Origin of the sequence: Mesorhizobium sp. M0778, assembly GCF_040320105.1 — a bacterium.
In the GTDB taxonomy this organism is placed as follows: domain Bacteria; phylum Pseudomonadota; class Alphaproteobacteria; order Rhizobiales; family Rhizobiaceae; genus Mesorhizobium.
Genome location: NZ_JAMYPA010000006.1, coordinates 209,673 through 235,868, shown reverse-complemented (window position 1 = coordinate 235,868; position 26,196 = coordinate 209,673). Strand labels below are relative to the sequence as shown.

27 protein-coding genes and 1 tRNA gene are annotated in these 26,196 nt (G+C 62.3%); 10 read left to right on the top strand and 18 right to left on the bottom strand.

From position 1 onward, the window contains the following. Positions 1-155: 155 nt before the first annotated feature. The 5 genes from NKI22_RS11495 (at position 156) to NKI22_RS11475 (ending at position 2,923) form a co-directional block, all read left to right on the top strand. Entirely contained in the window at positions 156-404 is a 249-nt protein-coding gene (locus tag NKI22_RS11495) for a ParB N-terminal domain-containing protein (protein ID WP_352481155.1), read from the top strand. Positions 405-528: 124 nt separating this feature from the next. After that, positions 529-1,017, top strand: coding sequence for an SRPBCC family protein (locus NKI22_RS11490; protein WP_352817498.1), 489 nt, complete (start codon positions 529-531; stop codon positions 1,015-1,017). A gap of 24 nt (positions 1,018-1,041) precedes the next feature. Further along, complete coding sequence (locus NKI22_RS11485) at positions 1,042-1,998, top strand: alpha/beta fold hydrolase (RefSeq protein WP_352481153.1); 957 nt, start codon at positions 1,042-1,044, stop codon at positions 1,996-1,998. Between the two features lie 195 nt (positions 1,999-2,193). After that, positions 2,194-2,592, top strand: a complete 399-nt coding sequence (locus NKI22_RS11480; protein WP_352481152.1) for a GFA family protein — start codon at positions 2,194-2,196, stop codon at positions 2,590-2,592. 118 nt (positions 2,593-2,710) lie between these two features. Further along, entirely contained in the window at positions 2,711-2,923 is a 213-nt protein-coding gene (locus NKI22_RS11475; protein ID WP_352495816.1) for a hypothetical protein, read from the top strand. Between the two features lie 13 nt (positions 2,924-2,936). Here NKI22_RS11475 and NKI22_RS11470 read toward each other — a convergent pair whose 3' ends face one another. Further along, a complete protein-coding gene (locus tag NKI22_RS11470; protein WP_352817500.1) occupies positions 2,937-3,848 on the bottom strand; it encodes a hypothetical protein in 912 nt (303 codons plus the stop codon). Positions 3,849-4,106: 258 nt separating this feature from the next. On the opposite strand from NKI22_RS11470, the gene NKI22_RS11465 reads away from it, so the two are divergent. Further along, on the top strand, positions 4,107-5,126 hold the full coding sequence (locus NKI22_RS11465; protein WP_352481149.1) for a GH25 family lysozyme: 1,020 nt from the start codon (positions 4,107-4,109) through the stop codon (positions 5,124-5,126). Between the two features lie 287 nt (positions 5,127-5,413). Here NKI22_RS11465 and NKI22_RS11460 read toward each other — a convergent pair whose 3' ends face one another. The 7 genes from NKI22_RS11460 to NKI22_RS11430 all read right to left on the bottom strand — a co-directional run bounded on the left by NKI22_RS11460 (position 5,414) and on the right by NKI22_RS11430 (position 14,272). Next, positions 5,414-5,620 carry a type II toxin-antitoxin system HicB family antitoxin gene (locus NKI22_RS11460; protein ID WP_023783899.1) on the bottom strand — a complete coding sequence of 69 codons (207 nt, stop codon included), beginning with the start codon at positions 5,618-5,620 and terminating at the stop codon, positions 5,414-5,416. A 105-nt stretch (positions 5,621-5,725) separates the two neighbouring features. Continuing rightward, the gene (locus NKI22_RS11455; RefSeq protein WP_352481148.1) at positions 5,726-6,457 is read right to left on the bottom strand and encodes a hypothetical protein; all 732 of its coding nucleotides are present in this window, start codon (positions 6,455-6,457) and stop codon (positions 5,726-5,728) included. Positions 6,458-6,758: 301 nt separating this feature from the next. After that, on the bottom strand, positions 6,759-10,523 hold the full coding sequence (locus tag NKI22_RS11450; protein ID WP_352817504.1) for a vitamin B12-dependent ribonucleotide reductase: 3,765 nt from the start codon (positions 10,521-10,523) through the stop codon (positions 6,759-6,761). 648 nt (positions 10,524-11,171) lie between these two features. Then, entirely contained in the window at positions 11,172-11,660 is a 489-nt protein-coding gene (locus NKI22_RS11445; RefSeq protein ID WP_352817507.1) for an NUDIX hydrolase, read from the bottom strand. Between the two features lie 220 nt (positions 11,661-11,880). Next, the gene (gene gpt, locus NKI22_RS11440; protein WP_023674762.1) at positions 11,881-12,381 is read right to left on the bottom strand and encodes a xanthine phosphoribosyltransferase; all 501 of its coding nucleotides are present in this window, start codon (positions 12,379-12,381) and stop codon (positions 11,881-11,883) included. A 228-nt stretch (positions 12,382-12,609) separates the two neighbouring features. Continuing rightward, positions 12,610-13,443, bottom strand: coding sequence for a universal stress protein (locus NKI22_RS11435; RefSeq protein WP_023717430.1), 834 nt, complete (start codon positions 13,441-13,443; stop codon positions 12,610-12,612). A gap of 79 nt (positions 13,444-13,522) precedes the next feature. Next, on the bottom strand, positions 13,523-14,272 hold the full coding sequence (locus NKI22_RS11430; RefSeq protein WP_352481143.1) for a competence/damage-inducible protein A: 750 nt from the start codon (positions 14,270-14,272) through the stop codon (positions 13,523-13,525). Between the two features lie 147 nt (positions 14,273-14,419). Between NKI22_RS11430 and NKI22_RS11425 the strand changes: the two genes are divergently transcribed. Beyond that, positions 14,420-15,406 (top strand): alpha/beta fold hydrolase, encoded by a 987-nt coding sequence (locus NKI22_RS11425; RefSeq protein WP_352817509.1) that lies wholly within the window; start codon positions 14,420-14,422, stop codon positions 15,404-15,406. Between the two features lie 97 nt (positions 15,407-15,503). On the opposite strand, the gene NKI22_RS11420 is transcribed toward NKI22_RS11425, so the two are convergent. From NKI22_RS11420 to NKI22_RS11385, 8 genes are all read right to left on the bottom strand, one after another. Beyond that, positions 15,504-16,397: a carbohydrate ABC transporter permease gene (locus NKI22_RS11420; RefSeq protein ID WP_023717433.1), complete on the bottom strand. Its 894-nt coding sequence runs from the start codon at positions 16,395-16,397 to the stop codon at positions 15,504-15,506. A gap of 1 nt (position 16,398) precedes the next feature. Beyond that, on the bottom strand, positions 16,399-17,250 hold the full coding sequence (locus tag NKI22_RS11415) for a carbohydrate ABC transporter permease (protein WP_376705884.1): 852 nt from the start codon (positions 17,248-17,250) through the stop codon (positions 16,399-16,401). A gap of 185 nt (positions 17,251-17,435) precedes the next feature. Then, complete coding sequence (locus NKI22_RS11410) at positions 17,436-18,761, bottom strand: ABC transporter substrate-binding protein (RefSeq protein ID WP_352495827.1); 1,326 nt, start codon at positions 18,759-18,761, stop codon at positions 17,436-17,438. Between the two features lie 33 nt (positions 18,762-18,794). Continuing rightward, the gene (locus NKI22_RS11405; RefSeq protein ID WP_352495828.1) at positions 18,795-19,880 is read right to left on the bottom strand and encodes an ABC transporter ATP-binding protein; all 1,086 of its coding nucleotides are present in this window, start codon (positions 19,878-19,880) and stop codon (positions 18,795-18,797) included. A gap of 164 nt (positions 19,881-20,044) precedes the next feature. Beyond that, positions 20,045-20,284 carry a DUF2188 domain-containing protein gene (locus tag NKI22_RS11400; RefSeq protein WP_023674770.1) on the bottom strand — a complete coding sequence of 80 codons (240 nt, stop codon included), beginning with the start codon at positions 20,282-20,284 and terminating at the stop codon, positions 20,045-20,047. 28 nt (positions 20,285-20,312) lie between these two features. Continuing rightward, positions 20,313-20,606 carry a DUF982 domain-containing protein gene (locus NKI22_RS11395; protein WP_031193527.1) on the bottom strand — a complete coding sequence of 98 codons (294 nt, stop codon included), beginning with the start codon at positions 20,604-20,606 and terminating at the stop codon, positions 20,313-20,315. Between the two features lie 62 nt (positions 20,607-20,668). Beyond that, positions 20,669-20,986 carry an SH3 domain-containing protein gene (locus tag NKI22_RS11390; protein WP_023717438.1) on the bottom strand — a complete coding sequence of 106 codons (318 nt, stop codon included), beginning with the start codon at positions 20,984-20,986 and terminating at the stop codon, positions 20,669-20,671. Positions 20,987-21,094: 108 nt separating this feature from the next. Then, positions 21,095-22,198, bottom strand: a complete 1,104-nt coding sequence (locus NKI22_RS11385) for an NADH:flavin oxidoreductase/NADH oxidase (RefSeq protein ID WP_352817512.1) — start codon at positions 22,196-22,198, stop codon at positions 21,095-21,097. 153 nt (positions 22,199-22,351) lie between these two features. On the opposite strand from NKI22_RS11385, the gene NKI22_RS11380 reads away from it, so the two are divergent. Continuing rightward, positions 22,352-22,930, top strand: coding sequence for an NUDIX domain-containing protein (locus tag NKI22_RS11380; RefSeq protein ID WP_023717440.1), 579 nt, complete (start codon positions 22,352-22,354; stop codon positions 22,928-22,930). Positions 22,931-22,994: 64 nt separating this feature from the next. Here the strand turns inward: NKI22_RS11380 and NKI22_RS11375 are convergent. Next, positions 22,995-23,080: transfer RNA gene (locus tag NKI22_RS11375), tRNA-Leu, on the bottom strand. A 279-nt stretch (positions 23,081-23,359) separates the two neighbouring features. Here NKI22_RS11375 and NKI22_RS11370 point away from each other — a divergent pair. Further along, positions 23,360-23,812 carry a cupin domain-containing protein gene (locus NKI22_RS11370; protein WP_023717441.1) on the top strand — a complete coding sequence of 151 codons (453 nt, stop codon included), beginning with the start codon at positions 23,360-23,362 and terminating at the stop codon, positions 23,810-23,812. Here NKI22_RS11370 and NKI22_RS11365 read toward each other — a convergent pair. After that, complete coding sequence (locus NKI22_RS11365; RefSeq protein ID WP_352817515.1) at positions 23,781-24,116, bottom strand: hypothetical protein; 336 nt, start codon at positions 24,114-24,116, stop codon at positions 23,781-23,783. The genes NKI22_RS11370 and NKI22_RS11365 overlap by 32 nt on opposite strands. 257 nt (positions 24,117-24,373) lie before the next feature. On the opposite strand from NKI22_RS11365, the gene ade reads away from it, so the two are divergent. Then, the gene (ade, locus tag NKI22_RS11360; RefSeq protein ID WP_031193529.1) at positions 24,374-26,185 is read left to right on the top strand and encodes an adenine deaminase; all 1,812 of its coding nucleotides are present in this window, start codon (positions 24,374-24,376) and stop codon (positions 26,183-26,185) included. The last annotated feature ends 11 nt before the right edge of the window (positions 26,186-26,196 follow it).

The window sequence follows — 26,196 nt, the reverse complement described above, 5'->3', positions numbered from 1 at the left end:
ACACCGCTAAGGTCGAAAGGCCGCCATTTCGGCCATCCGCCGGCCAAGCGTCAATTGGAAACGATCGGGCCAGCCATCGCCGGGCTGCTCCCTTGGCCTTGCCGGACAAACAGACTATCTCACAAACCGCGGCCTTGTCCGCCACGGGAGCCGATATGCTGAGAGTGCAAAAGGTTAGGGTCAACGACATTTACGTGCCGACCGCGCGCAAGAAGACGCTGCATCCCGAGACCGTCCGCCATCTGGCCGAGGACATTCTGGAAAACGGCATGAAGACGCCGATCCAGGTGCGCCATGATGGCAAGCGCCACATCCTCGTCGAAGGCCTGCACCGGTTGGAAGCGGCCAAGTGGCTGGGCGAGACCGAGATCGACGCCTACCTCGTCCAAGCCAAGCGCCACTGAAGCCACTCGGTTCCGTCGTTCGAATCTCCGGTCCCGCGGATTTTTTCTCGCGGACCCGTGTCGGCTTGCGTCTTGTCGGTTCGTCCTAGACACGAAAGCCAAACCCGACATGTGAGGAAACACCATGACCACCACCAAGCTCGACATCGCCCCCAACTCCGACCGCGAACTGGTTCTCGCCCGCATCATCGATGCACCGCGCGAGAACGTCTATCGCTGCTGGACCGAGCCGAAGCTGTTGACGCAATGGTTTGCGCCGAAGCCGTGGACGACGCCGCGCGCTGAGATGGACGTTCGCGCCGGCGGCACCAGCCTGGTCGTCATGGCCGGTCCCGACGGCAACGAGTTTGCGAACCCCGGCGTCTTCCTCGAAGTCGTGCCGGGCAGGAAGCTCGTCTTCACCGATGCCTATACCAAGGCGTGGGAGCCTTCCGCCAAACCGTTCATGACCGGCATTGTGACACTCGAGGACGAGGGCACGGGCAAGACCCGCTACGTCGCCCGGGTTGCGCATTGGTCGGTCGCCGACCGCGAACAGCACGAGAAAATGGGTTTTCACGAGGGCTGGGGCCAGTGCGCCGAACAGCTCGAGGAAGTCGCAAAGCGACTTTGATGCAAACGGGAGAGGGAGACTGACATGTCCAGATCGATATTTTTCGCCATTTTCGCTTCGGCCGCCGCGCTGTTTGCGGCGCCGGGCACCATCAACGCTGAGGAGGCCAAGCCCGCCATGACGACCGCAACCGCAACATTGCCGAAGCCGGAAAAATCCGGCCTGCTGCCGATCAACGGTTTGAACTATTATTACGCCGTCTATGGTAAGGGAGAGCCGCTGCTTCTGCTGCATGGCGGGCTCGGCACGACGGATATGTTCGCGCCGATCCTGCCGAAGCTTACCGAAAACCGCACCGTCATCGGCGTCGACCTGCAGGGCCATGGCCGCACCGCACTCGGCGACCGGCCGCTCAGCCTGGAGGCGATGGGCGACGACATGGCGGCGATCGTCAAGGCGCTCGGCTACGACAAGGTCGACGTCATGGGTTATTCGCTGGGTGGCGGCGTCGCCTTCCGCATGGCCGTGCAGCATCCCGAGGCGGTGCGCCGGCTGGTGCTGGTCTCGACCCCCTACGCCGCGGACGGCTTCTATGCCGAGATGCGTGGCCAGCAGGCACAGGTCGGCGCGGCGATGGCTGACATGATGAAGGACACGCCGATGTACAAATCCTACGTCGCCGTTGCGCCGCATCCGGAGGATTTTCCGAAACTCCTCGATCAACTTGGCGCCTATATGCGCAAGGACTACGATTATTCCGCCGACGTGCCGAAGCTGAAAATGCCGGTGATGCTGGTGTTTGGCGACAGCGACATGTACCGGCCCGAGCACGAGATCAAATTCTACCAGATGCTCGGCGGCGGATTGAAGGACGCCGGCTGGATGCGCGAGAACCTGTCGCAGAACCGCCTGGCGATCGTGCCGAACCGCACCCACTACGATGTGTTCTTCGCGCCGGAACTGACACCTGCCGCGCTGCCGTTCCTTAATGGCGAGACCAAGGTCAAGACCTGGGACGAAGTCGTCAACGAAACGAACTGACACGCAGTCAATTGTCTGCCGGCCGTCTCCCGCGAGACGGCCGGCATTTCGTCGATGAGGCCTTGGCGCGGCGCATCGAGCCAATCGTGTATCGGCCGCATCACAGCTATAGATGGCGCCATCAAAGCTTTTCAATTGACGCTGCCACGCCTATCGATAGGTATCGCCTATCCTTACAGGGAAGGGACGCGGGCGATGGCTGGATATCAGGGTGGATGTTTGTGCGGCGCGGTGCGCTACCGCGCCGAGGCGGCACCGATCAATGAGCGGATCTGCCATTGCCGGTTGTGCCAGAAGGCGCTGGGTGCCGCCTTCAACGCGCGCATGCTGTTCCGTATCGACGATGTGACGGTCGACGGTCCGCTGGCGATGGTGAATTCCTCGCCCGATCTCAAGCGCGGCTTTTGCCCGCGCTGCGGCACGACGATGTTTTCCCGGCGCGATTCCGCCGGCATCATCGGCGTCACCACCGGCTCGCTCGATGACCCCTCAGTGTTCAGGCCCGAGATGCATATCTGGACCGCCTCGAAGCAGCCCTGGGTGCAGATCGACGACGGCCTGCCGCAATATGAAGGCGCGCCACCTCCGGTTTGAGGTGAAATCTGGACAAAATTTAATCCAAAGCGACACGAGATAGCCGGCAAAGCGTCATTGGCGGGCCATCATTGCTGCCTATCTATTGCGTGCGGGCGGCAGTCGAGGAGGCGACGGAATGAACGACAGCATCAACACCCTGGACGAACTCTTGAGCGATCCGATGATCAAGCTGGTGATGGAGCGCGACCGCGTGCAACCGGCGCAACTTCGCACGCTGCTCGAAGAAAAGGTCCGGCGGGCGGACGATGATGTGGCGGTCAACGATCGTTTTGTACCGCCGGCCCACCTGATGGCCACGACCTGCCACAAGCTGTGGCTGTGCGGCTAGGGTCTTGAAGCGGTTAGCCGGAATTTGCCGGCAAATAGCTGTAATGGCTGCGGAAATAAGCGAGTTTGAAGCCGAGACGTGCATAGTTGCGATAGGCCGGCCCGTCGCGTTCGGCTTGCGGCGCCTCGATATCGGCCACGAACAGTTTTGCACCGGCCGCAAGTCCGTCGCGCACCATCGCTTCGCCGAGCATTGCATCGAGATCGAAGCTCGGCGCCATGATGCCGGGCACCGGCGCGTCGATGCCGCTCCAGGCCATGCCGTCGGTGCCGATGAACATCGAGCGCACCGCCGCCGCGCCGTCGCGCCGCAGCATGTAATGGTGCCAGCCGCGCCGGCCGGCCAGCGCCAGTAACCACGGTGAGGTCGGCAACCGGTATTGGCTGTCGATGAACCCAGCCCATTCCCTTGCCGTTGCCGGCGTCACCCGCTCGACCGAGACATCCTCCGTCGGGAAAAGCGGCTCCGCTGGCAACGGCGTGGCGTCGCGAAAGATGCGTTCCCAGCCTCCCTGACGCTGCAGGCCGCGCGCCTCGAGCCAGCAGCTGAGCGTCGCGGGCTCGGTGTGTGGGTTGGTGTAGAACCAGGGCCGCAGAATGCCGGCGTCGCGATAATGCCTCAGAAGCGTATCGAGCCGGCTCTCGGTGGCCGCGCTATCGACACCAAGGTTCTTGACGCAGTTGAAATGGATGAACGGGATCGTCGTGCAGGTGGTCCAGACGAGATCGCCATCTTCGGCGATGGCTAGGCCTTGCCTTGCGGCAAAGTCTGCCGGGGCGGCGCGATAGAGATCGAGCCAGGCATCGACCTCAGCGCGTTCGATGACGCGGCTGAGATCGCCGGATATCTCGTCGATCCCGATGGCGGGCGAGCGTGGCTCCGGCGTGACTAAGGGCTGCAATTCTGACAAGGCGGCGGGCTGCATGACTCCCTCCCAAGTATGGCCTTACATCGTAAGATTAGCGAAGACTAATCTCACGCAGTGAGTTGTCAAGCGGGATTGCGAAGCCAGCGACGTGGCCGAACGGTGGAAGGGCAGCGTCCCTTTGCCCGCCGACGTCTCGACGAGAGCCCTAACAATTCGATTCAAACTTTGTTGGTAGTTTCTTGTTAGGAATCCAGCTTGGTTTGTCCGGCGGCGTTGTCCTGCCTTCGGTCTGTTGTGTTTTGCGTACAGGTCCAGATGCGGATATCAGGCGTCGTCATCTTTTCGATCGCAGCGCTGTGCCTTGCCGGTTGCACGTCGACCTCCGGCGTCGATGCGCTGCAAGTGCCGTCCAGCGAGACCACCAGCTCGGTTGTGCGGCCACCCGCGCCGGTGGCATCCGTGGCGAAAACTGATGCTGCGCCCGCTTTTGCCGAACAGGAGCAGGACGAACAGCCGGTCGCGATGGACGTACCCGATCAGGACGTCGAACCGCCGGCCGAGGTGATCGCGCTGATGTCGCCGCCGAAGCGGCTGACACGCGCAGCACCGGCAATGCTTGCAGAGCCGGTCACGCGCTATGGTTTTCGCGACGCCAAGCCGATCAATTTCGGCAAGTCCTCCTCGCCAAGGCGCCTTGCCGTCCATGGCGTCGACGTTTCGCGCTGGCAGGGCAATGTGAACTGGCAAAAGCTGCGCGCCCAGGGCGCCAATTTCGCCTACATCAAGGCGACCGACGGCGGCGATCATATCGACCCGATGTTTACCAGGAACTGGCGCAATGCCGACGCCGCCGGCCTGAAGCGCGGCGCCTATCATTTCTTCTACTGGTGCCGCACCGCCGGCGAGCAGGCGGACTGGTTCATCCGCAACGTGCCGAGGGTCGAGGGTGCGCTGCCGCCGGTGATCGACGTCGAGTGGAACGGCGAATCCAGCTGCAAGCGCCGCCCGTCCCGGCAAAAGGTGCTGGAGAAGATGCAGGTGTTCATGGACAAGCTCGAGCGCCACTACGGCCAGCGGCCGATCATCTACACCGCGCCCGACTTCTACCGCGACAATCTGCGCGGCGCATTCCCAGATTATCCATTCTGGCTGCGCGCCGTGGCGGCGCATCCGTCAAAGGTCTATCCCGGCCGCAAATGGCTGTTCTGGCAATATTCCGGCTCCGGCCTGTCGCACGGTGTGAGAGGCCGCATCGACCTCAACGTCTTCCACGGCGACGAGAGGGCGTGGCGCGACTGGGTCGGTGGACGGCAGATGGTGGCGGAAGTGGAGTAGCGCGGCCGGTCGGGTGCCTGGCTTCCACTGTCGGCATCGCGCCGCCGGGCCACGGCATGGATCCTAGGGTCTCCGCAACGTCGCTTCGCTCCTGCTCCGCCCTAGGATGACGAAGGGAGGGATGTTCCCGCCAATTACCGGCTTTGGCGATTGGCCTCCAGGCCCCGTGTCTTCGTCATCCTAGGGCGGAGCGAACGCGAAGCGGAGCGCAGACCCTAGGATCCATGCCGTGCCATCAAAGCGAAACGCGTGGTAGATAACTACCAGCCCCAGTTCGGCTGGCGGCTCTACGCCTCTACATATTCCGCCAGGCTGACCCCTTTGGGCACATCCAGCCCGTCGGCCCGCAGGCCTTCGATATGAAAGCGTATTGCGTCACGAATTTCGGCTTCAACCTCAGGCACCGTCGCACCGGTGGCGATGCAGCCGGGCAGATCCGGAACATAAGCGGAAAAATTGTTTCCGGCTTTTTCAATCACCACCGCGTACCGCATGTTGTCACTCCTTCAGACCGGACTGGTATAGGATGCTGTTCAGGGTTCCTGGCGCTGCTCACCTTCTCCCCGGAACGACGGGAGAAGGTGGAGCATGCCAGATGATTACTTAAGCCGTTTCCGACTAGCCACTTCGTCAGCAATTAGCCTCGCCCGAATTGACTGCCACCTGTCTGCGATCTCTTGGCACGACGCCGCCAGCAGCTTTCTGCGTTGACTGAAACTACCAGGTGCAGTGAAGATCTTCTGCGCAAACACATCAATCACAAAACAGAACTCTGCTCGTGGTTCTCCGGCTTCTTGGAAGCATTCCTCCGCGTACCAATGGAGAAGTGCCCCATGCAGTGCCGACGTTTCTGTCGACAATGGTAGAGTCTTGCAGAGATAGGGTTTAACCAAGCCGAAGCCAAATTCCTTCTTTCCTGTCTGTGGTACCTTCGCCGAGTTTGTCGGTCGGACGCTAACAGAGACACCGCTGAGAAAGAACTTTGGCTGGCTATCCGGAATGCCGGTTAATTTCGCAGCAGTAGGTAGCTTGGCCAAGCTCATAGTGCGACAAAGTTCAATTGCATCGTGAGCAGTAAGAAGCCTTTGCTCATCGTGCGAGGTGGCAGGTTGGCGCGACAGCAAAGCCCTGTCGAGCTGCGACAGTCGGCTGTCATCCTGACCGTGAGTTTCAATGAAATGCATCATTGCGCGCTCAATCTCATTGTAGCGCGTGTCGAGGAGGAAGTTCTTGGGTCTGATGATATCTTCAATGATCACAGATCGTCGAGTGGATCGAGCGAAGCAATACTCAATCAATTTATTGGCGCTAATTTGCGGTTCGGTTTTCATAATGAGAGGGCCTTTCTGGAGCCGTTAAAAAGTCACACTGCTACCGATGCCTTCTCGACTCCTCGATCAGAATCTCCATATAATAACCTTGCTACAGGAGATGGGATTCTGATCTCGTCGCCCCGCGTGGGCTTCGGCTTATTCGCGGCATCCAAGGCCGGCCTGGGAGGGGCGGCTTTGGTGTTTTAAGAGGATGTCACATAAGGACATCCTTATGCGTCGTACCTTTTTTGTTCTCCTTACCATTTCGGCCCGATCTTGCGACCGGGCCGACGATGTTCATTTAGCGTTTCAGATTCCCTCAGCTACACCCGCTCGTCGCCCCGCAAGTATCGCACTTCTCGCAAGTCCCGTTCCGCACCATCGTGAAATTATGGCACTCCGAGCATTCGTTGCCGGTGTAGCCCTGCATCAGCGATTGCTGGCGCCGGTTGGCGGCGAGCGCTTTGGCTTCGGCTGCTTCTTTCGCCGCCTCGTCGGTGAACAGCTCCGTCGGATCAGACGCTTCCGCATAGACGATGTCCTCGACCAGTTCCCTGGCGCGCTCCTCGTAGTCGCGCTTGTAGGCGATGGCTTCGTCGCTGGCCGGCTTCAACGTCAGCACGTTGGAGCCGGAGAAGGCGGTTGGGGCGGTACGGGCCGGAATTCCGGAGCCCGAACCGGCAAAACCCTTGGGCTCGGCGCCCATGCCCGACACCAGCTTGACCGGCGAGGCACCGCGGGTGAGACCCTTGGAGAAGGGCGTCGCCTTGCCTTCGTTGATGCCACGCCCGAGTGCGGTCTTGTCGAAATCCGACTGGTCGACATGGGCGAGGTCGTGGCGGCCGAGATAGGAGACGGCAAGTTCGCGGAACACGTAGTCGAGGATCGACGTGGCGTTCTTGATGGCGTCGTTGCCCTGCACCATGCCGGCCGGCTCGAACTTGGTGAAGGTGAAGGCCTCGACATATTCGTCGAGCGGCACGCCATATTGCAGGCCGAGCGAGATGGCGATGGCGAAGTTGTTCATCATCGCCCGGAAGGCGGCACCTTCCTTGTGCATGTCGATGAAGATCTCGCCGATACGGCCGTCGTCGAACTCGCCGGTCCTGAGATAGACTTTGTGGCCGCCGACGACCGCCTTCTGGGTATAGCCCTTGCGGCGGTTCGGCAGTTTTTCGCGGTCGCGGTAGAGACGCTCGACGACGCGCTCGACGATCTTCTCGGTCACCTGAACGGCGCGCTGTGCGGCCGGTGCCGCGATCAGCTGCTCGACGGCTTCGTCGTCGTCCTCTTCACCATCGGCGAGCAGCGAGGCATTGAGCGGCTGCGAGAGCTTCGAGCCGTCGCGATAGAGCGCGTTGGCCTTCAGCGCCAGCTTCCACGACAGCATGTAGGCGCCTTTGGCGTCTTCCACCGTCGCGTCGTTCGGCATGTTGATGGTCTTGGAAATGGCGCCGGAGATGAAGGGCTGTGCCGCCGCCATCATCATGATGTGGCTGTTGATCGACAGCGAACGCTTGCCGATCTTGCCGCACGGGCTGGCGCAGTCGAACACCGGCAGGTGTTCGGCCTTCAGGAACGGCGCGCCTTCCAGCGTCATCGCCCCGCAGACATGGATGTTGGCGGCCTCGATGTCCTTCTTCGAGAAACCCAGCGCCGGCAGCATCTCGAACGAGAAATCGTTGAGCTGCTCATCGGTGAAGCCAAACGTCTCCTTCACCCAGTCGGCGCCCAGCGTCCACTGGTTGAAGACGAACTTGATGTCGAAGGCCGACTTCAGCGCGGCATTGAGTGCTGCGATCTTGTCGTCGGTAAAGCCTTTTGCCTTGAGCGAGCCGGGGTTGATGCCCGGCGCCTGGTTGAGATTGCCGTGGCCGACGGCATAGGCCTCGATCTCGGCGATCTGGCTCTCGGAATAGCCGAGCGTGCGCAGCGCTTCGGGCACCGCACGGTTGATGATCTTGAAATAGCCGCCGCCGGCGAGCTTCTTGAATTTCACCAGCGCGAAATCGGGCTCGATGCCGGTGGTATCGCAATCCATCACCAGGCCGATCGTGCCGGTCGGGGCGATCACCGTTGCCTGCGCATTGCGGTAGCCATGCTCCTCGCCGAGCTCGATGGCGCGGTCCCAGGCAGCCTTGGCATGGTCGGCAAGGTCCTGCTGCTTGAGATCCGAGGCGACCAGCGGCACCGGGTTGACGGCAAGCTTCTCGTAGCCGTCCCTTTCGCCATAGGCAGCGCGGCGGTGGTTGCGCATGACGCGCAGCATGTTCTGCGCATTGCGGTCGTAGTCGGGGAAGGCGCCGAGCTCGGCGGCCATTTCGGCCGAGGTGGCATAGGCGGTGCCGGTCATGATCGCGGTGAGAGCGGCGCAGATGGCGCGACCCTCGTCGGAATCATAGGGAATGCCCGAGGTCATCAGCAGGCCGCCGATATTGGCGTAGCCGAGGCCGAGCGTGCGGTACTCGTAGGAAAGCTTGGCGATCTCCTTCGACGGGAACTGCGCCATCATGACCGAGATTTCCAGGACCATGGTCCACAGCCGCACCGTGTGCTCGTAGGCAGCGATGTCGATAGTGCCGTCGGCGTTGCGATAGGGCAGTAGGTTGATCGACGCCAGATTGCAGGCGGTGTCGTCGAGGAACATGTATTCCGAGCACGGATTGGACGCCCGGATCGCCCCGGCCGAGGCGCAGGTGTGCCAGTCGTTCATCGTCGTGTTGAAATGCAGGCCGGGATCGGCCGACGCCCAGGCGGCATAGCCGATCTTTTCCCAGAGATCGCGCGCCTTCAGCGTCTTCAGCACCTTGCCGTCCTTGCGGGCGGTGAGATGCCAGTCGCCATCCTGCTCGACGGCGCGCAGGAAATCGTCCTTCAGCGACACCGAATTGTTGGAATTCTGGCCGGAAACGGTGAGATAGGCGTCCGAATCCCAGTCGGTGTCGTAGGTCTTGAACGACATCGAGGTGTAGCCCTGCCTGGCGAACTGGATGACGCGGTAGATGTAGTTCTCCGGCACCGCGTCTTTCTTGGCTGCCTTGATCTCGCGCTTCAGCGCGGTGTTGACCGCCGGGTCGAAGCAGTCGTCGCCATTGCCTTCGCAGTTGATGCAGGCCTTCATGATCGCTTCGAGATGCTTCTTGACGATCTTCGAGCCGGTGACCAGCGAGGCGACCTTCTGCTCCTCATTGACCTTCCAGTCGATGAATTCCTCGATATCGGGATGATCGGCGTCGACGATGACCATTTTCGCGGCGCGACGCGTCGTGCCGCCCGACTTGATGGCGCCCGCCGCGCGGTCGCCGATCTTGAGGAAGCTCATCAGCCCCGACGAGCGGCCGCCGCCCGACAGCTTTTCGCCTTCGCCGCGCAGGAACGAGAAGTTGGAGCCGGTGCCGGAACCGTATTTGAACAGGCGCGCCTCACGCACCCACAAATCCATGATGCCGCCCTCGTTGACGAGGTCGTCCTGCACGCCCTGGATGAAGCAGGCATGCGGCTGCGGATGCTCGTAGGACGACTTCGACTTGGTCAGCTTGCCGGTGAACGGGTCGACATAGAAATGGCCCTGGCTCGGACCGTCGATGCCATAGGCCCAGTGCAGGCCGGTGTTGAACCATTGCGGCGAATTCGGCGCGACGCGCTGGGTGGCCAGCATATAGGCGAGCTCGTCGCGGAAGGCGCGCGCGTCTTCCTCCGATTTGAAGTAGCCGCCCTTCCAGCCCCAATAGGTCCAGGTGCCGGCAAGCCGGTCGAAGACCTGGCGGGCGTCGGTCTCGGAACCGTAGCGCTCGGCTTCCGGCAGCTTGGCCAGTCCGGCCTCGTCGGCGACGGAGCGCCACAGGAAGGAGGGAACTTGCGTCTCTTCGACCTTCTTCAGCCGTGCCGGGACGCCAGCCTTGCGGAAATATTTCTGCGCCAGGATATCGGCGGCAACCTGGGAGAACTGAGCCGGCACATCGATGTTGTCCAAGCGGAACACCACCGAGCCATCCGGATTCTTGATCTCGGAAAGCGCCTTGCGGAATTCGATCTCCGCGTAGGCGGATTGTCCTGGCTTGGTGAAACGACGCTCGATGCGCATTGGTCCGGTCCCTTTTGTCTATATATAGCGCTTTTCCCAGAGGATTTCTGCCCTCTTGACGAAACGCGCGTGTCCGCCGTCTGCCGGCGTTCGAAAACCGCCCGGCTCTCATCCTCACAGTATCCGCCGCCCTGCCGGTCGAGCCTCTTGCGAGGTCGCTGTCCAGCGCGCTCACGGACCCTGTGGGTCCCTCAAAACTGAAAACTTTTTGCAACACCCTCAATCGAGGGAAATTCACATTATCTAGCGTCGAACCTACCTGCAAACACTAAATATAGTATTAACAGACAATTTATTCAAGTCCGACAATCCTCCCCTTTCGCCACCCAAGGCTTCAAAATCCCACGCCTTCGCCGGCCTCGTAAACAGGCGGGAATGCGGCTCAAAACGCACATATTCCGGGAAAAAGACCGGCCTCGAAACTTTTCCGGTCGCACTCTCAACAGGAGCGCATGGCCTATAAAAGGCGACTCGTTTTGCGGCGTCAAGGATTCGTTTGCGTAGCTTTTATGACCCCAACATCTTGTGTGCCACATATGTGGATAACGGGGATAGAAGCGGAGCGCAGCGAGGTAGGTTCGGCTCGGCGCGGAGGTGCTTCGGCGATGGCGTTCGCGGCACCTGACCGCGGCTATGCGCGACTCGGGCTCAGGAGAACCGGCGTGGATCGGCGCAGAAATGGGCGATGATCTGGCGAAGATCCGGTTCATGTACCATGCCCACGGCCTCGGCGGCGCTGACCCACTTGCGGGTGCGTGCCCGCTTTTCCTTCCACCGGTCGGCGACCTTGTCGACCTGCAGCGGGAACACCAGCACCTCGCACGGCACTTCCTCGCCGGAATCCAGCACCTTGGCGTAGAAATAGCGGCCGGCCTCGTGATGCGAGATCGTGCCGCGCAGCCCGGCCTCCTCGCCGGCTTCGCGCGCCGCCGCCTCGCAAAGCGGCTCCTTTGCTTCCGGCCAGCCCTTGGGAAGCACCCAGCGGCCGGTATCGCGGCTGGTGATCAGCATGATTTCGACGCCGTCGCCGCTATCGCGCCAGGGCAGCGCTGCAACCTGCAGGCGGGACGGCACCGTGCCGAAGAGTCGCCGGACCCTTTCGGCCAGATGGTTGTGCGTCGTTGGCCTTGTCAACATCGGAGAAGCTTGCCTCAGCTTCCAGAATCGTTTGCCGTCTTACGAATCTTACGGCTAATCATGAGCAATAAAAGTAAAAAATCTTTCATGGACCAGCGAAATTGCGCCAATAACGCCGGTCTTGCCCAAAATGGCGCGGCCGCGCGAGCATCACGCCGGCATTTGTCGGTCGCGGATGGTGCCTTGGGCGACCGGCTGCAATGAGCGGCGTTGCCGCGAATCAGCCGGCGTGATCGTCGGCGATCGGCTTCTGGTAGGTGAAGCCCATGTCCCAGGGGAAATAGATCCAGGTGTCCTGGCTGACCTCGGTAACGAAAGTGTCGACCATCGGCCTGCCTTTCGGCTTGGCATAGACGGTGGCGAAATGCGCCTTGGGCATCATCGCGCGCACTATGCCCGCCGTCTTGCCGGTGTCGGTGAGGTCGTCGATGATCAGCACGCCGGCCCCGTCATCGGCGAGCAGCGCCGGCGTGACCTCCTTCAGCACCTGCAACTGCCCCTGGCTGGTATAATCGTGGTAGGAGGCAACGCAGACGGTCTCGATGATGCGGATGCCAAGCTCGCGCGAAATAATGGCGGCCGGAACCAGGCCGCCGCGCGTGATGCAGACGATCGCCTTCCATTGCCCCTTGTTGGCGCCGGCAAGCCGCCAAGCGAGCGCGCGCGCATCGCGGTGGAACTGGTCCCAGGAGACCGGGAAGGCTTTTTCGGGCAGGGACATCTTTCGCGCACTCCGCAAAGCGCGCATCGCGCGCAGACACTATGGAATGCGCGCGGAATTAACTGGAAAGGCTTGGCCTTGGCAAGTGCGCGGCAAAGCGATTGCCCCGTCAGCGGTCCCTATGGACCTGGAGCCTGTTCCATCCCGACATGATCGGGATGGGGTCTACTCTTTTTTTCTTGAGCACAATCTTTCCGAAAACCGGATTCCACTTTTCGGGATCATGCTCTAACGCGACAGGAAAGCCGCCACCGGTGCGGTGCGCAGCACCGTTCGCGTCACCCCGCCGAACAGCAGCTGGCGCAGCCAGGAATGGCTGTAGGCGCCGAGCACGAGCAGGTCCGCGCCCGATTCGGCGACCCTGGTCTGGATGATGTCGTCGACCGAGGCGCCGCCGGACCTCAGCACCGAGACGCTGACGGTCGCGCCGTGCCTGGACAGCGAGGCGGCGATCTCGGCGCCGGCCGTTTCCGGCGCCTCTTCGAGCGTATCCGGCGGGTCGATGACGACGATGTCCGTCTTCTCGGCCTCGATGATGAAGGGCAGGGCATCGAAGGCCGCGCGTGCGGCCTCCTTGCTGCCGTTCCAGGCGAGCAGCACGTGCTTGAAGCTGGTGACCAGCGGACCCGAATGCGGCACCACCAGCACCGGCCGGCCGGCATCGTAGACCAGCGTGTCGACGTCGGCGCTCGGATCGCCGCTCGATTCGCGCTGCGCGGCGATGATCAGATCCGCGGTGCGAACGGTCGAGATACCGGTCAGCGCACTGTCGCCGGAAAAACTCTCGAGGCTGCGCCACTCGAACGACAGGCCGGAATTCTCGACGCGTTTGTGAAAGGCGGCCTGCAACTTCTCGGCGCGCTCCCGGTTCATGTCGGCCGAAACCTGCAGGAACTCGGTGTCCGGAAAGCCGGTGGCCGAGGTGTAGGGCACGGGCAGCGCCTCGGCATGAATGCCGATCAGATGGCTCTGGAACCGGCTGGCCAGCGGGATCGCGCAGTCGAGAACGCGCTCGGCGTCCTGTTCATTCTGCAATATGGCGACAATGGTCTTGAAGCGCATGGGCAATCCCTCAGTTTTTCGGCGATCCCACTCGTGACAAACGTCACGGCGCGATGCTTGGTTCCGTCACGCCTGCCGATCAGCCCACCTTGCTTGCCTTGGTCAGGCCCGCCACCATAACCTCTACGTCGGCGCGCGCGGAGTCCAGCGCCTGCTGGCTGCGGGCGCGCACCACCAGTTCCGTCCAGAATTTGCCGTCGCCATATTTCGGGTAGGAGCCGATGATCGTATCCGGATGCGCCTTCTGGATGTCGCCCAGCGGGCCGCCGATCAGGCCTTCACCGAACGGACATTCCACGGTTGCCGACAGCATTTTGGTGCCGGCCCGTAATGTCGGCACGACATTGTCGAGCATCGCCTGGAAAATCGCCGGCACGCCGGCCATGACATGGACGTTGCCGATGCGAAAGCCCGGCGCAACCGACACCGGGTTGTCGATGTGGTCTGCCCCGCGCGGCATCCGCGCCATGCGCTTGCGCGCTTCGGTGTATTCGATGCCGCGGGCAGCGTAGCTTGCCTCCAGCAGGGCGTAGGCCCTGGCGTCGTATTCGCACGGCACGCCGAAGGCCTTGGCGATGGAATCGGCGGTGATGTCGTCATGCGTCGGGCCGATGCCGCCGGTGGTGAAGACATAGCTGTAGCGGGTGCGCAGCGCATTCACCGCAGCGACGATCTCGTCTTCCTCGTCCGCAACGATGCGCACTTCCTTCAGGTCGATGCCGATCGCCGTCATGATGTCGGCGAGGTGGCCGATGTTCTTGTCCTTGGTGCGGCCGGACAGAATCTCGTCGCCGATGACGAGCATGGCGGCGGTGACGATTTCGGTCATGGCAGGCTCCGGCAACGGGTCGCCTGAGATAGCGCGGCGAACGGCCGGCGGCAATGCCGCCAAACGACGGATCCACCTGTGCCACCTCCCTTGCAGTGGAACCTTCGGCGGGTGATGCTGCGCCGGTTTGGGGCCATGAGCAAGAACATGCCGGTATCGATTCTTCTATGGCTGCCCGGCGCGCTGTTTCTGCTGGCGCTCGTCGTGGCAGCTTATCCTGTGCTGGCGACGCTGCGGATTGCGGCGAAAGCCGAAAGGCTGGTGCCGGCCAGCGGTAAATTCATCGAGATCGACGGCAATCGCATCCATTATTTCGAGATGGGCGAGGGGCGGCCGATCGTCTTCCTGCACGGCCTTGGCGCGCAGCTTCATCAATTCCGCCACACGCTGTTCGGACGGTTCGGCCCGAACTATCGGCTGATCGCGCTCGACCGTCCGGGTTCCGGCTATTCGGTGCGGGCCAGGGGCGCCAGCGGGCGGCTACCCGAGCAGGCCGAGATCGTGCGGCATTTTATCGAGGCGCTTGGACTGCAAAAGCCGCTGATCGTCGGCCATTCGCTGGGTGGCGCCATCGCGCTGACGCTGGCTGTCGAGCATCCCGGGGCGGTTTCCGGTATCGCCTTGCTGGCGCCGCTGACCCATCTGGAGCCGGACGCGCGCGAGAAGTTCGGCCCGCTATACATTCAGTCGCCGCTGCGGCGCCGGATCATGGCTCACACGGTGGCGATCCCGGCGGCTCTCAGATACGCAGAACGCACGCTGGCCTTCATTTTCGCGCCGCAGGCGACGCTGGCCGACTATATGGTCGAGGGCGGCGGCTGGTGCGGGCTCAGGCCAAGCCATTTCTATGCAACGTCGACCGATGTCGTGGCCATCGAGCACGACCTTGGCCGTATCGAGCAACGCTATCGCGAGATCATCATGCCGGCTGGCATTCTGTTTGGTGCTTCCGACGTCGTGCTGGGCATCGATATCCATGGCTGGCCGCTGATGGAAAAGATCAGCGGGCTCGATTTCGAGCCGGTCGAGGGGCTTGGCCATATGCCACAATTCGTCGGGCCGGAACGGGTCGTCGCTTTCATCGAACGCATTGCCGACCGCGCATTTGCGCCGAAGTCCGACACCAGCAGCTGACACCCTCCCGGAACCTCACGCAAAGGTGTGCAACCCGCCGCAGCCTCGGCCGGCAGGGTGCCTCGGGACATCCCGGCCGCCGGGAATACCTCCGAACTTATTCCTTCACGGCTCCGGTCATCGAGGAAACATAGTGCTCGACAAAGAACGAATAGAGCACCACCACCGGCAGCGAGCCGATCAGCGCTCCCGCCATCAGCGCCCCCCATTCATAGACGTCCGAGCGCACCAGTTCGGTGAGCACGCCGACCGGCACAGTCTTGTTTTCGGACGACTGGATGAAGGTCAAGGCGTAGATGAACTCGTTCCATGACAGCGTGAATGCGAAGATGCCCGCGGAAATCAGGCCCGGCACCGACAGCGGCAGCACGATCTTGGTGAGGATCTGCCAGCGGCTCGCCCCGTCGATCAGCGCGCATTCCTCCAGCTCGAACGGGATCGAGCGGAAGTAACCCATCAGCAGCCATGTGCAGAACGGGATCAGGAAGGTCGGATAGGTGAGGATGAGCGCGAAGGGCGTGTCGTAAAGCCCAAGGTTGAACACCATCACCGACAGCGGAATGAACAGGATCGACGGCGGCACGAGATAGGCCAGGAACACCGCGAGGCCGACCTGCCGCGCCCCGGAGAACCGCAAGCGTTCGATCGCATAGGCAGCGAACACTGCTGCCAGCAGCGACAGGAAAGTGGCGGCGGTCGAGATGATGATCGTGTTGAGCAGCCAGCCCGGATAGGACGTCTCGAAGAGAAGATAGCGGATATGCTCGAGCGTCGGATGCACCACCCAGAATGGATTGAAATTGGCGTAGTCGGTCATCTCAAGGTTGGGCTTAACCGCCGTGATCGTCATCCAGTAGAACGGAAACAACAGCACGATGACGAATATCAGCAACGGCAGGTAAACCGTCACCACGCGGCGCGGCACACTCTGCAGGTAGCCCATGCCGCCTTCGTCGAGTTCGGGGCGTTTGCTCGTTTCGATCGCGGTCATGTCAATCTCCGCCGCCCTGCTGCCATTTGCGGCGTTGCAGGCCAAAGTAGCTGAACAGGATCGCCGCCAGCAGGAACGGGATCATGGCGACTGCGATCGCGGCGCCTTCGCCAAGCTGGCCTCCGGAAATGCCGCGCTGGAACGACAGCGTCGCCATCAGATGGGTGGCGTTCACCGGCCCGCCGCGCGTCAGCACATAGATCAGCTGGAAATCGGTGAAGGTGAACAGCACCGAAAACGTCATGGTTATGGCGATGATCGGCGTCAGCAGCGGCAGCGTCACATAGCGGAACAATTGCCAGCGGCTGGCGCCGTCGAGCGTGGCGGCCTCGTAGAGCGACTGCGGAATCGTCTGCAGGCCGGCAAGCAGCGTGATCGCCACGAAAGGAATGCCGCGCCAGACATTGGCGGCGATGACCGAAGCGCGCGCATTCTCCGGATCGCCGAGGAAGTTGATGCGATGGTCGATCAGGCCCATTTCCATAAGCGCCCAGGACAGGATCGAGAACTGCGAATCGTAGATCCACCAGAAGGCGATGGCCGACAGCACCGTCGGCACCACCCAGGGCAGCAGGACGATCGCGCGGAAGAACGACTTGAACGGCAGGTTCTGGTTGAGGATAAGCGCCAGCCAGAGGCCTAGCGCAAACTTCAGGATCGAGGCGCTGATCGTGTAGAGCAAGGTGTTGAAGACGGAGAGCCAGAAGACGGCGTCATCCCACAGATATTCGTAGTTCTCGATGCCGATGAAGATGCCGGGGCGGCCGATGCGGGCATCGGTGAAGCCGAGCCAGACGCCGAGCCCGAGCGGATAGGTTAGGAAGACCAGCAGCAGCGCCGCCGCCGGCAGCATGAAGCCGAAGCCAAGCGCGTTATGACTTTCAGACACGAACGTCAAAATGCGCGACAGCGTCGACCGGGGTGGCTGAGCGGCAGCGGAGGTCACGGCCATGGGTCGGCTCCTCTAAGTCTCATTGATCGGCCAGGCGGCCATGCGCGATTCGAAGCCGGGCAGCATGGCTGCCCGGCTGAATCCGCTCAAACGCGATAGTAGCGGTTTGCGCGCTTCTCGGCTTCTGCCATCGCTTCTTGCGGCGTCGCCTGGCCTGTCACCGCCTTGGCGAACATGTCGACCAGCACATAGTCGGCCATGGTCGCCGCCGAAGCATAGCCGAGCGGGCCGGCATAGCCGTTGGGCCGCAGCGTCGCCGAGGCCTTGGCGTAGGCGGCATTGTTCGGATCGGCCGTCCACACCGGGTTGTTGTCGAAGGCTTTGAGCGTCTGGCAGCAATAGCCCGCCGAGGACGTGATCCACTGCGACATTTGCTGTTCCTCGAACATGAACTGCAGATAGGCTTTGGCCGCATTGGGATAGGGCGTGTAGTCGAAGATCACGGCCGTGGTCACCTGGAACAGCTCGACGGATTTCCCGACAGGACCGATCGGCAGGTTGGTCGTGCGCGTGTCCTTGGCGATTTCGGTCAGTTTCGGATCTTTGTCCTTGTTGATCTTGGCGGTGTTGTAGGCGGAAATGCCATTGGCGATCACGCTCAATTCGCCGGCCAGGTAGGCGCGGTTGTTGTTGACGTCGAGCCAGCTTTCGGTACCGGGAATGAAGGTCTTGTAGAGCTGTTGCGCGTATTCGATCGCCTTCAGCGTCTCGGGGCTGTTGATCGTCACCTTGCCGCTCTCGTCGACCATCTGGCCGCCATGGCTCCATAGCAGCCAGTGGGCGTAGTTGTTGCCGTCGCCGACGCCGTGGCCATGCGTGAAGCCGGCCGGGTGTCCCTTCGCCTGCAATGCCTTGCAAAGCTCGAGCAAGCCTGCCGTGTCCTTCGGAAATTCGGAGAAGCCGGCCTCCTTCACCCAGCTTTCACGATAGACGATGGCATTGCCGATGGTGGCCAGCGGCAGGCCGAGGAATTTGCCTTGCCGTGTCGCATATTGCTTCGGTCCATCGTGCCAGCCGCCATATTTCGAGCCGAGATATTCGCCCAGTTCCGTCACGTCATGCAGCTTGTCGGGATATTGATGCGGGTCGTCGAACCAGACCAACATCAAGTCCGGGCCGGAGCCGACATTGGCGGCGACCGCTGCCTTGGGACGGATGTCCTCCCAGCTTTCCTTGTCGACGCGGACCTCGACACCGGTCGCTTCGGTGAAGCGCTTGGTGTTGGCCAGCCATTGATCCTCGTCGCCCTGCACGAAGGGCGACCAGCGCAGCAGCCTGAGCTTGGCGCCGTCCTCGGGCTTGTACTTCAATCCCTCCTGGGCAAAGGCGGGAGAGCCGATGAGCCGGCTTCCCAAGGCTCCCGCCGCAGCGCCGGCGGTGGTGCGGATCACGTCGCGTCTGGTGAATTTCATGCTCGCTTCCTCCTGCTTATTGTCCGTGCCGTCCTACTGCTTGATGGGTGTTTCGAACCGCTGTCCGGTTTTGCCGTGAAAGAGATGGATGAGGCCAGGCTCGGCCGTAAGCCAGATGGTTTCGCCCGGCGTGAAGGAATGCCGTTCCCGGAAATTGGCGACGATCTCCTCGCCGCCGGCGGTTCGGCCGATGAGCTGCACTTCGGACCCTGTCGGCTCGACCACCACGACAGTGACCGGAATGCCCTGATTGTCGGATAGCCGCAAATGCTCGGGCCGTATCCCCAGCACGACCGGCTCACCATTGCCGATGGAAAGTGCCGAGGCCAACGGGACCGAAATCCCTCCGGCGCCGCGAAACGACGGCGAGCCGTCGCTTACGATCTCGCCCCTCAGCATGTTCATGGCGGGCGAGCCGATGAAGCTGGCGACAAAAAGATTGTTCGGCCGGTCGTAGAGTTCGAGCGGCGGCCCGATCTGCTCGACGATACCGTCGTGCATGACGACGATCTTGTCGGCCATGGTCATCGCCTCGATCTGGTCGTGGGTGACGTAAACCGTCGTCGTCTTCAGGCGCTGGTGCAGTTCCTTGATCTCGGCGCGCATCTGCACCCGGAGCTTGGCATCGAGATTGGAGAGCGGCTCGTCGAACAGGAAGACCTGCGGATCGCGCACGATCGCGCGGCCCATGGCGACGCGCTGGCGCTGGCCGCCGGAAAGCTGGCGCGGATACCGGTCGAGCAGCGGCACCAGCCCCAGGATTTCGGCCGCGCGCCGCACGCCGGCATCGCTCTCCGTCTTGGGAACCCCCTTGAGCATCAGCGAGAACGCCATGTTCTCGGCGACCGTCATATGCGGGTAGAGCGCATAGTTCTGGAAAACCATGGCGACGTCGCGCTCTTTTGGCGCAACGTTGTTGACGATACGTTTGCCGATCGCGATCTGGCCGCGCGAGATCTTTTCCAGGCCGGCGATCATCCTGAGCAGGGTCGACTTTCCGCAACCCGAAGGACCGACCAACGTGACGAACTCGCCGTCGTTTATATCGACGCTGACCCCGTGCAGGACCTCGACGGTCCCAAATGACTTGTAGACATCGCCGATTGCGACAGACGCCATCGATCTCCTCCCGACTGATTCCTGCAACGACTTCGAAGGAAACCGCTTTCTTGCCTGGCCCGCGACAGCGCCCAGGCTCCTCCCCGGTCACGCGCGATGTGAGACGGTAGCGCTACCAAACCGACCTGTAAAGCACGCCGGCATCACCTGGATATCGACACACCCTAATCCGAAACCTCGGTCTGCGGCCGGTCGCGGCCGTCGGCGAGCTCGTCGTGCCATTTGCCGTCGGCGTCCTCGTACTGGATGCCGTCGGTGTTGCCGGCGACCTGCTGTTCGGCGGAAGCGATCTCGGCGGCGCGCAACGCGTCCTGATGGGTGGGGAACGTTTCGGAGAATGTCGAGCCGACCTTGTAGGCCCAGCCTCCGTCATGCTCGACGATCTTGTAGGTCAGTTTCGCCATGAAACCCTCCGGTTGAAAGCCCGTTGCCTCAATGCAGCCTATCGTCGGCCAGTCTGTCGTCTGGCGGCTTGTCGTCCGTAACCAGCACGTCCGATTCCCTGGCGGCTTCGATCAGTGCCCGGCGTGCATCGGCCGTCGAACGATAACCTTCCAGCACTTTTAGGCAAGTGTCGAGGGCATCACGATGACGCGGCCCGCGATTGAGTGGCCAGACCGTCATCAGGCACTCCGCCGCCTCCTGGGCGCTGCGGATATGCCGATATTTGCCGACATGGCCGAGTTCGACCACGACCGGCTTTTCAAATGGCTTGCTGTCCATCATCGCCGCCAACGCGGAGCGGCCGATTTGGTTGCAACAGCTATTTTAGCTCAGGCGAAAATACCTCAATAGCCGCAGTCGTTGCGCAGCCAGCGCGCATTCGCCCAGCCGGCGCGGCCGCCGAAATCGACCTGGTACCAGTTTCCGCGACGGTCAAAGATCTCGGTTTGGTCGCCGTTGAACAATTGCCCGATCATGCGCGACGACGAGTTCGGCCGGGCCCGAACGGCGAGAAAGCCGCTTCCGGTTGCCAGATTGTAGTGCCTGGAAAGACCGTGCACCGTGCCTTCGCAATATTGCGCCCCGGCCGGCGTCGATGTGGCAAACGACAGCCCGGCCAAAACCGCGGCAGCAGCCGCAATGGAAATCCCCCTGAACGACATGTCTCTGCTCCCCCAACCTGCCGCGCCCAGCCGCGGCCCTCGCCACTCTACACCGGCAGAGGATCAAAGCGAAGCTATGGTGCCCTGTCCAGCGAGACGAACCCGCCGTCAGTTCGCCGCCTTCATCCAGTGCTGCATCGTCGTCACGGAGCGGGCAAGCTGCGGCGCCGGGTGGATTTTTTCGCCGAAGGTGGCCGCGGCGCGCCAGCCCCAGCGCGGATCGGCAAGGAAGGCGCGCGCCAGCGCCACCATGTCGGCGCGCCCATCGGCGACGATCGCCTCGGCCTGTTTCGGATCGTCGATCAGGCCCACGGCCCGCGTCGCGATGCCGGCGCCCTTGCGCACCGCTTCCGCCAGATGCACCTGGTAGCCGGGTCCGGACGGCAGCTTCTGCAACGGCGAATTGCCGCCGCTCGAGCAGCAGAGATAGGCGACGCCGACTTCCTTCAGCGCTTTTGCCGCTTCGATCGCATCCTCGACGTCGAAGCCGCCATCGACCCATTCCTTGATCGACAGCCGCGCGCCCAGCATCAGCCTGGGCACCGCCTGCTTCACCGCCTTGGCGATCTCGACGGCGAAACGCATGCGGTTTTCCAGCGAGCCGCCCCAGCGGTCGGTGCGCCGGTTGGAAAGCGGCGACAGGAACTGGAAGATCAGATAGCCATGCGCGGCATGCAGCTCGATGAAGTCGAAGCCGGCGCGCTCGGCCCGCCGTGCCGCTTCGGCGAAGCGTTCGATGATTTGCAGGATCTCGTCATCCTCCAGCGCCCGCGGCACCTGCCAGCCGGTGTCGTAGGCGATTGCCGAGGCCGACACGATCGGCCACGGATCCTGATCGGCATTCAGCGGTCCGCCGCCCTCCCAGGGTTTGCGGTTGGAGGCCTTGCGGCCGGCATGGGCAAGCTGAGTGCCGAATTTCGTGCCCGGCGCGGCGACGCGCTTGGCTGCATTCAGCGTGCGCCGCGCCGCCGCCTCATTGTCCTCGGAGTAAAGGCCGAGGCAGCCATGCGAGATGCGGCCGCGCCGTTCGACCTCGGTCATCTCGACGGTGACCATGCCGGCACCCGACATCGCCAGGTTCATCCAGTGATAGAGGTGCCAATCGCTGGCCGAGCCGTCCTCGGCCGAATACTGGCACATCGGCGCGACCGCGATGCGGTTGGGGAAGGTGAGGCCGTCGAGGGTGATCGGCTGGAAAAGAGATGAGGTCATAAAAAACTCCGGAAAGGGTTGCCGCTATTTAGGCAGCCGATTGTGCCAGCGCCAGACACGAGAGGGTGAACCGGCGCACTGGACCAATTGGTAGCCGGATTGCAAGAACCGCCGTTCGCGGCTACGCCTTGCCGCGGCAGCAGGGAGTCCACCATGGAAGATCGCATTCGCATCCGCTCGGAGGAAGTCCTGTCCGACGAATGGGCGGTTTTGAAAAAGACCGTCTTCGACTACCGCCGGCGCGACGGCAAATGGGAAACGCATACCCGCCAGACCTACGATCGCGGCGACGGCGCGGTGATCCTGCCTTTCGATCCCGAGCGCTCGACGGTGCTTCTGGTGCGGCAGTTCCGCTACCCGGCCTACGTAACCGGCCACAAGGAGCCGCTGATCGAGGCCTGCGCCGGCCTGCTCGACGAAGACGATCCCGAAACCTGTATCCGCAAGGAGGCCGAGGAGGAACTCGGCTATCGGCTGAAGGACGTGCAGCGGCTGTTTTCGCCCTATATGAGCCCCGGCAGCGTCACCGAGCGGCTCTGGTTCTTCGTCGCTCGCTACTCGCCCGCCGACCGCATTTCCGACGGCGGTGGCGCCCATGACGAAGGCGAGGACATCGAGGTTCTCGAAATGCCGCTCGACGAGGCGCTGGCCGGCATCCACGACGGTCGGATCATCGACGCCAAGACCATTATGCTGATCCAGCATTTGAAGCTGAACCCGATTGGGGTGTGAGGGGCCCAGAACTGGGTCGAGCGCCCGGTCTCCAGTTACGGAGACTATCAAACGAGACCAAATCTGGTGCGGACGACGGGAATCGAACCCGTACGATCAGAGATCGAGGGATTTTAAGTCCCTTGCGTCTACCAATTCCGCCACGTCCGCAGGCCAGCCCTTTTCAGCCGCCAGCCAAAGGCCGTCAAGCCGTCTTCTGCCGTCGACAAATCTGGCACTGGAAGCTAGCGAGGCCGATCACCTACAGTGATACAAACAAAATCGTTTCACCTGGAAATGTTTTTAGCGGCAGCTTCCGCGGCTACCGCGAATGCGCGTCCCCCGTTCGCAGGATGCGTTCGGGCGCTCTGCCCTGGTAAGGCTCGAAGTGGCAAGTGGATCGGCGCTCCGATACTCGACGCCATCCTCTACAAACACTGGGAGATTGTCATGCTCAAGCTTGCCTCTGCCCTGGCACTGCTGCTTGTTGGGACGGCGCCTCTGTTTGCCGATGAGATGCCGATGAACGCCAAAGACATCAAATGGGGTCCTGCTCCTGCTGCCATTCCCGCTGGGGCGGAAATGGCTGTTGTCGCGGGAGATCCCTCAAAGGACGGCGCCTTTGTGCTGCGGTTGAAGACACCCGCCGGCTACAAAATTGCCGCACATAATCATCCCACCACGGAATACGTAACGGTGCTTTCCGGCAACTTCCATGTTGGAATGGGCGATAAGTTCGACGAGGCGAAAGGCGTCGAACTGACTGCTGGCGGCTTCGGCGTCGCGCCGGCCGGAATGAATCACTTCGCCTGGACGACAAGCGAAACGATCATCCAGGTTCATGGCGAGGGGCCATTCAAGATCACCTACGTCAACCCGGCAGACGATCCGAGCAAGAAGTGACAGTTCGCGATCGAATTGATTGAACCGGCTGAAGGCTCGAACGATGGAGTGCGTCAAACTCCGCGACCGTCGATTCAGTAAGATCCGCTAACGCGGCAAAAAGCTGATTGGCCGCAACGGAATCGTATTCCGCCTGGGCCATTTGCCATGAATGGCGCAATAACAAAAAAAACCCGCCTCGGGAGGACGGGTCGTTGGAGCCAATTGGCACCATACCCAAATTAGTAGCATAGCTGCCGGCACAAAGCAAGAACAAAGTTGCTGCGGCCGGCACAAAATGCCCTTGGCGATTGGCGAAAGCCATGGCGCATCGATCTCCCTCCTTGAGGGGGAGATGGCAAGTTGTGGCAAGAGGGCAGGCCAGGGGGGTCGTCGCGCGTCGAGCGCCAGCCTGTTTTGTTCGCGGTAAAGGTTCGCGTCAGGATGTCCCGACCCCCTCTGTCGCCTTCGGCGACATCTCCCCCTCAAGGGGGGAGATCTGCAACTTCGCCGTCGGCGCTTACTTCCTCGCTGGTCAAAATCCTCGCGGCTTGGCACAGTCGGGCAAAGAGGAGCCTGTTGATGCCGAAGACCGCCAGTGCGACGAAACCAAAACCCTGGGCCGAGATGGCGACGCATCTGGTCGATGTCGCCATGGGCCGCAAACCCGCCGATCTCGTCATCCGCAACGGGCGCTGGGTCAACGTCCATTCGGGCGAGATCATCGCCGGCACCGACATCGCCATTGCCGGCGGCCGCTTCGCCTATTGCGGGCCGAATGCCGGCCATGCCATCGGCCAGGGCACCAAGGTGGTCGATGCCGGCGGCCGCTATCTGGTGCCGGGGCTTTGCGACGCGCATATGCATGTCGAGAGCGGCATGGTGACGGTGACGGAATTCTGCCGCGCGGTGATCCCGCATGGCACCACCTCGATGTTCATCGATCCGCACGAGATCGCCAATGTGCTCGGCCTGCCGGGCGTGCGGCTGATGCATGACGAGGCGGTCGCCATGCCGGTCAACGTGCATGTGCAGATGCCGTCCTGCGTGCCGTCGGCGCCGGGGCTGGAGCATGCCGGCGCCGAGCTGACCGTCGCCGACGTTGCCGAGGCGATGACCTGGGAAAACATTATCGGGCTCGGCGAGGTGATGAATTTCCCCGGCGTCGCCGCCAATGATCCGGTGATGTCGGGCGAGATCGCCGCGACGGTGAGGGCCGGCAAGACCGTCGGCGGGCACTATGCCTCGCGCGATCTCGGCCTGCCGTTCCACGGCTATGTCGCCGGCGGCCCCGAGGACGATCACGAAGGCACGCGCGCCGAGGATGCCATCGCCCGCGTCCGCCAGGGCATGAAGGCAATGCTGCGGCTGGGCTCGGCCTGGTATGACGTCGCCTCGCAGATCAAGGCGGTGACGGAGAGCGGGCTCGACCCGCGCAACTTCATCCTGTGCACCGACGACAGCCATTCCGGTACCCTCGTGCATGAAGGCCATATGGACCGGGTCGTGCGCCACGCCATCAGCCAAGGGCTGAAGCCGGTGACGGCGATCCAGATGGCGACGCTCAACACCGCCCAGCATTTCCGGCTGGAACGCGAGATCGGCTCGATCGCACCTGGACGGCTCGCCGATCTGCTGATCGTCTCCGACCTGGCCGAAATGACCATCGACGAAGTCTATGGCCGCGGCGTCAGGCTGGCCAAGGGCGGCAAGCTCGAAGTCGACATTCCGGCCTATAATTATCCGCGGACGGCGAAGAACACCGTCAAGCTCGGCAAGAAGCTCAAAGCCGGCGATTTCGACATCGCGGCACCCAAGGGCGCCAACGAGGTGCGGGTGCGCGTCATCGGCGTCATCGAGAACCAGGCGCCGACGCGGGCGCTGGAGGCCGATCTTGCGGTGGAGGACGGGCTGGTCGCCATGGACCGCCGCAACGATGTCTGCCAGATCGCGCTGGTCGAGCGCCACAAGGGCACGGGCGGCGTCACCAACGCCTTCGTCTCCGGCTTCGGCTATATCGGCGACTGCGCCATGGCCTCCAGCGTGGCGCACGATGCCCACCACATCATCGTCGTCGGCACCAACAAGCAGGACATGGCTCTGGCCGTGAACCGGCTGGGCGAGGTCGGCGGCGGCGTCGTGCTGTTTTCCAACGGCAAGGAGCTGGCGCTGGTCGAAATGCCGATCGCCGGGCTGATGTCGAACGAGCGGGCGGAAATCGTCGCCGCCAAGGCGGACAAACTCAGCGACGCCATGCGCCAGATGGGCTGCTCACTCAACAACGCCTACATGCAGCACTCGCTGCTGGCGCTGGTCGTCATCCCCGAGCTCAGGATTTCCGACGTCGGCCTGATCGACGTGACGACGTTCCAGAAGGTTGATCTATTCGTCTGAATGCCGCCCGC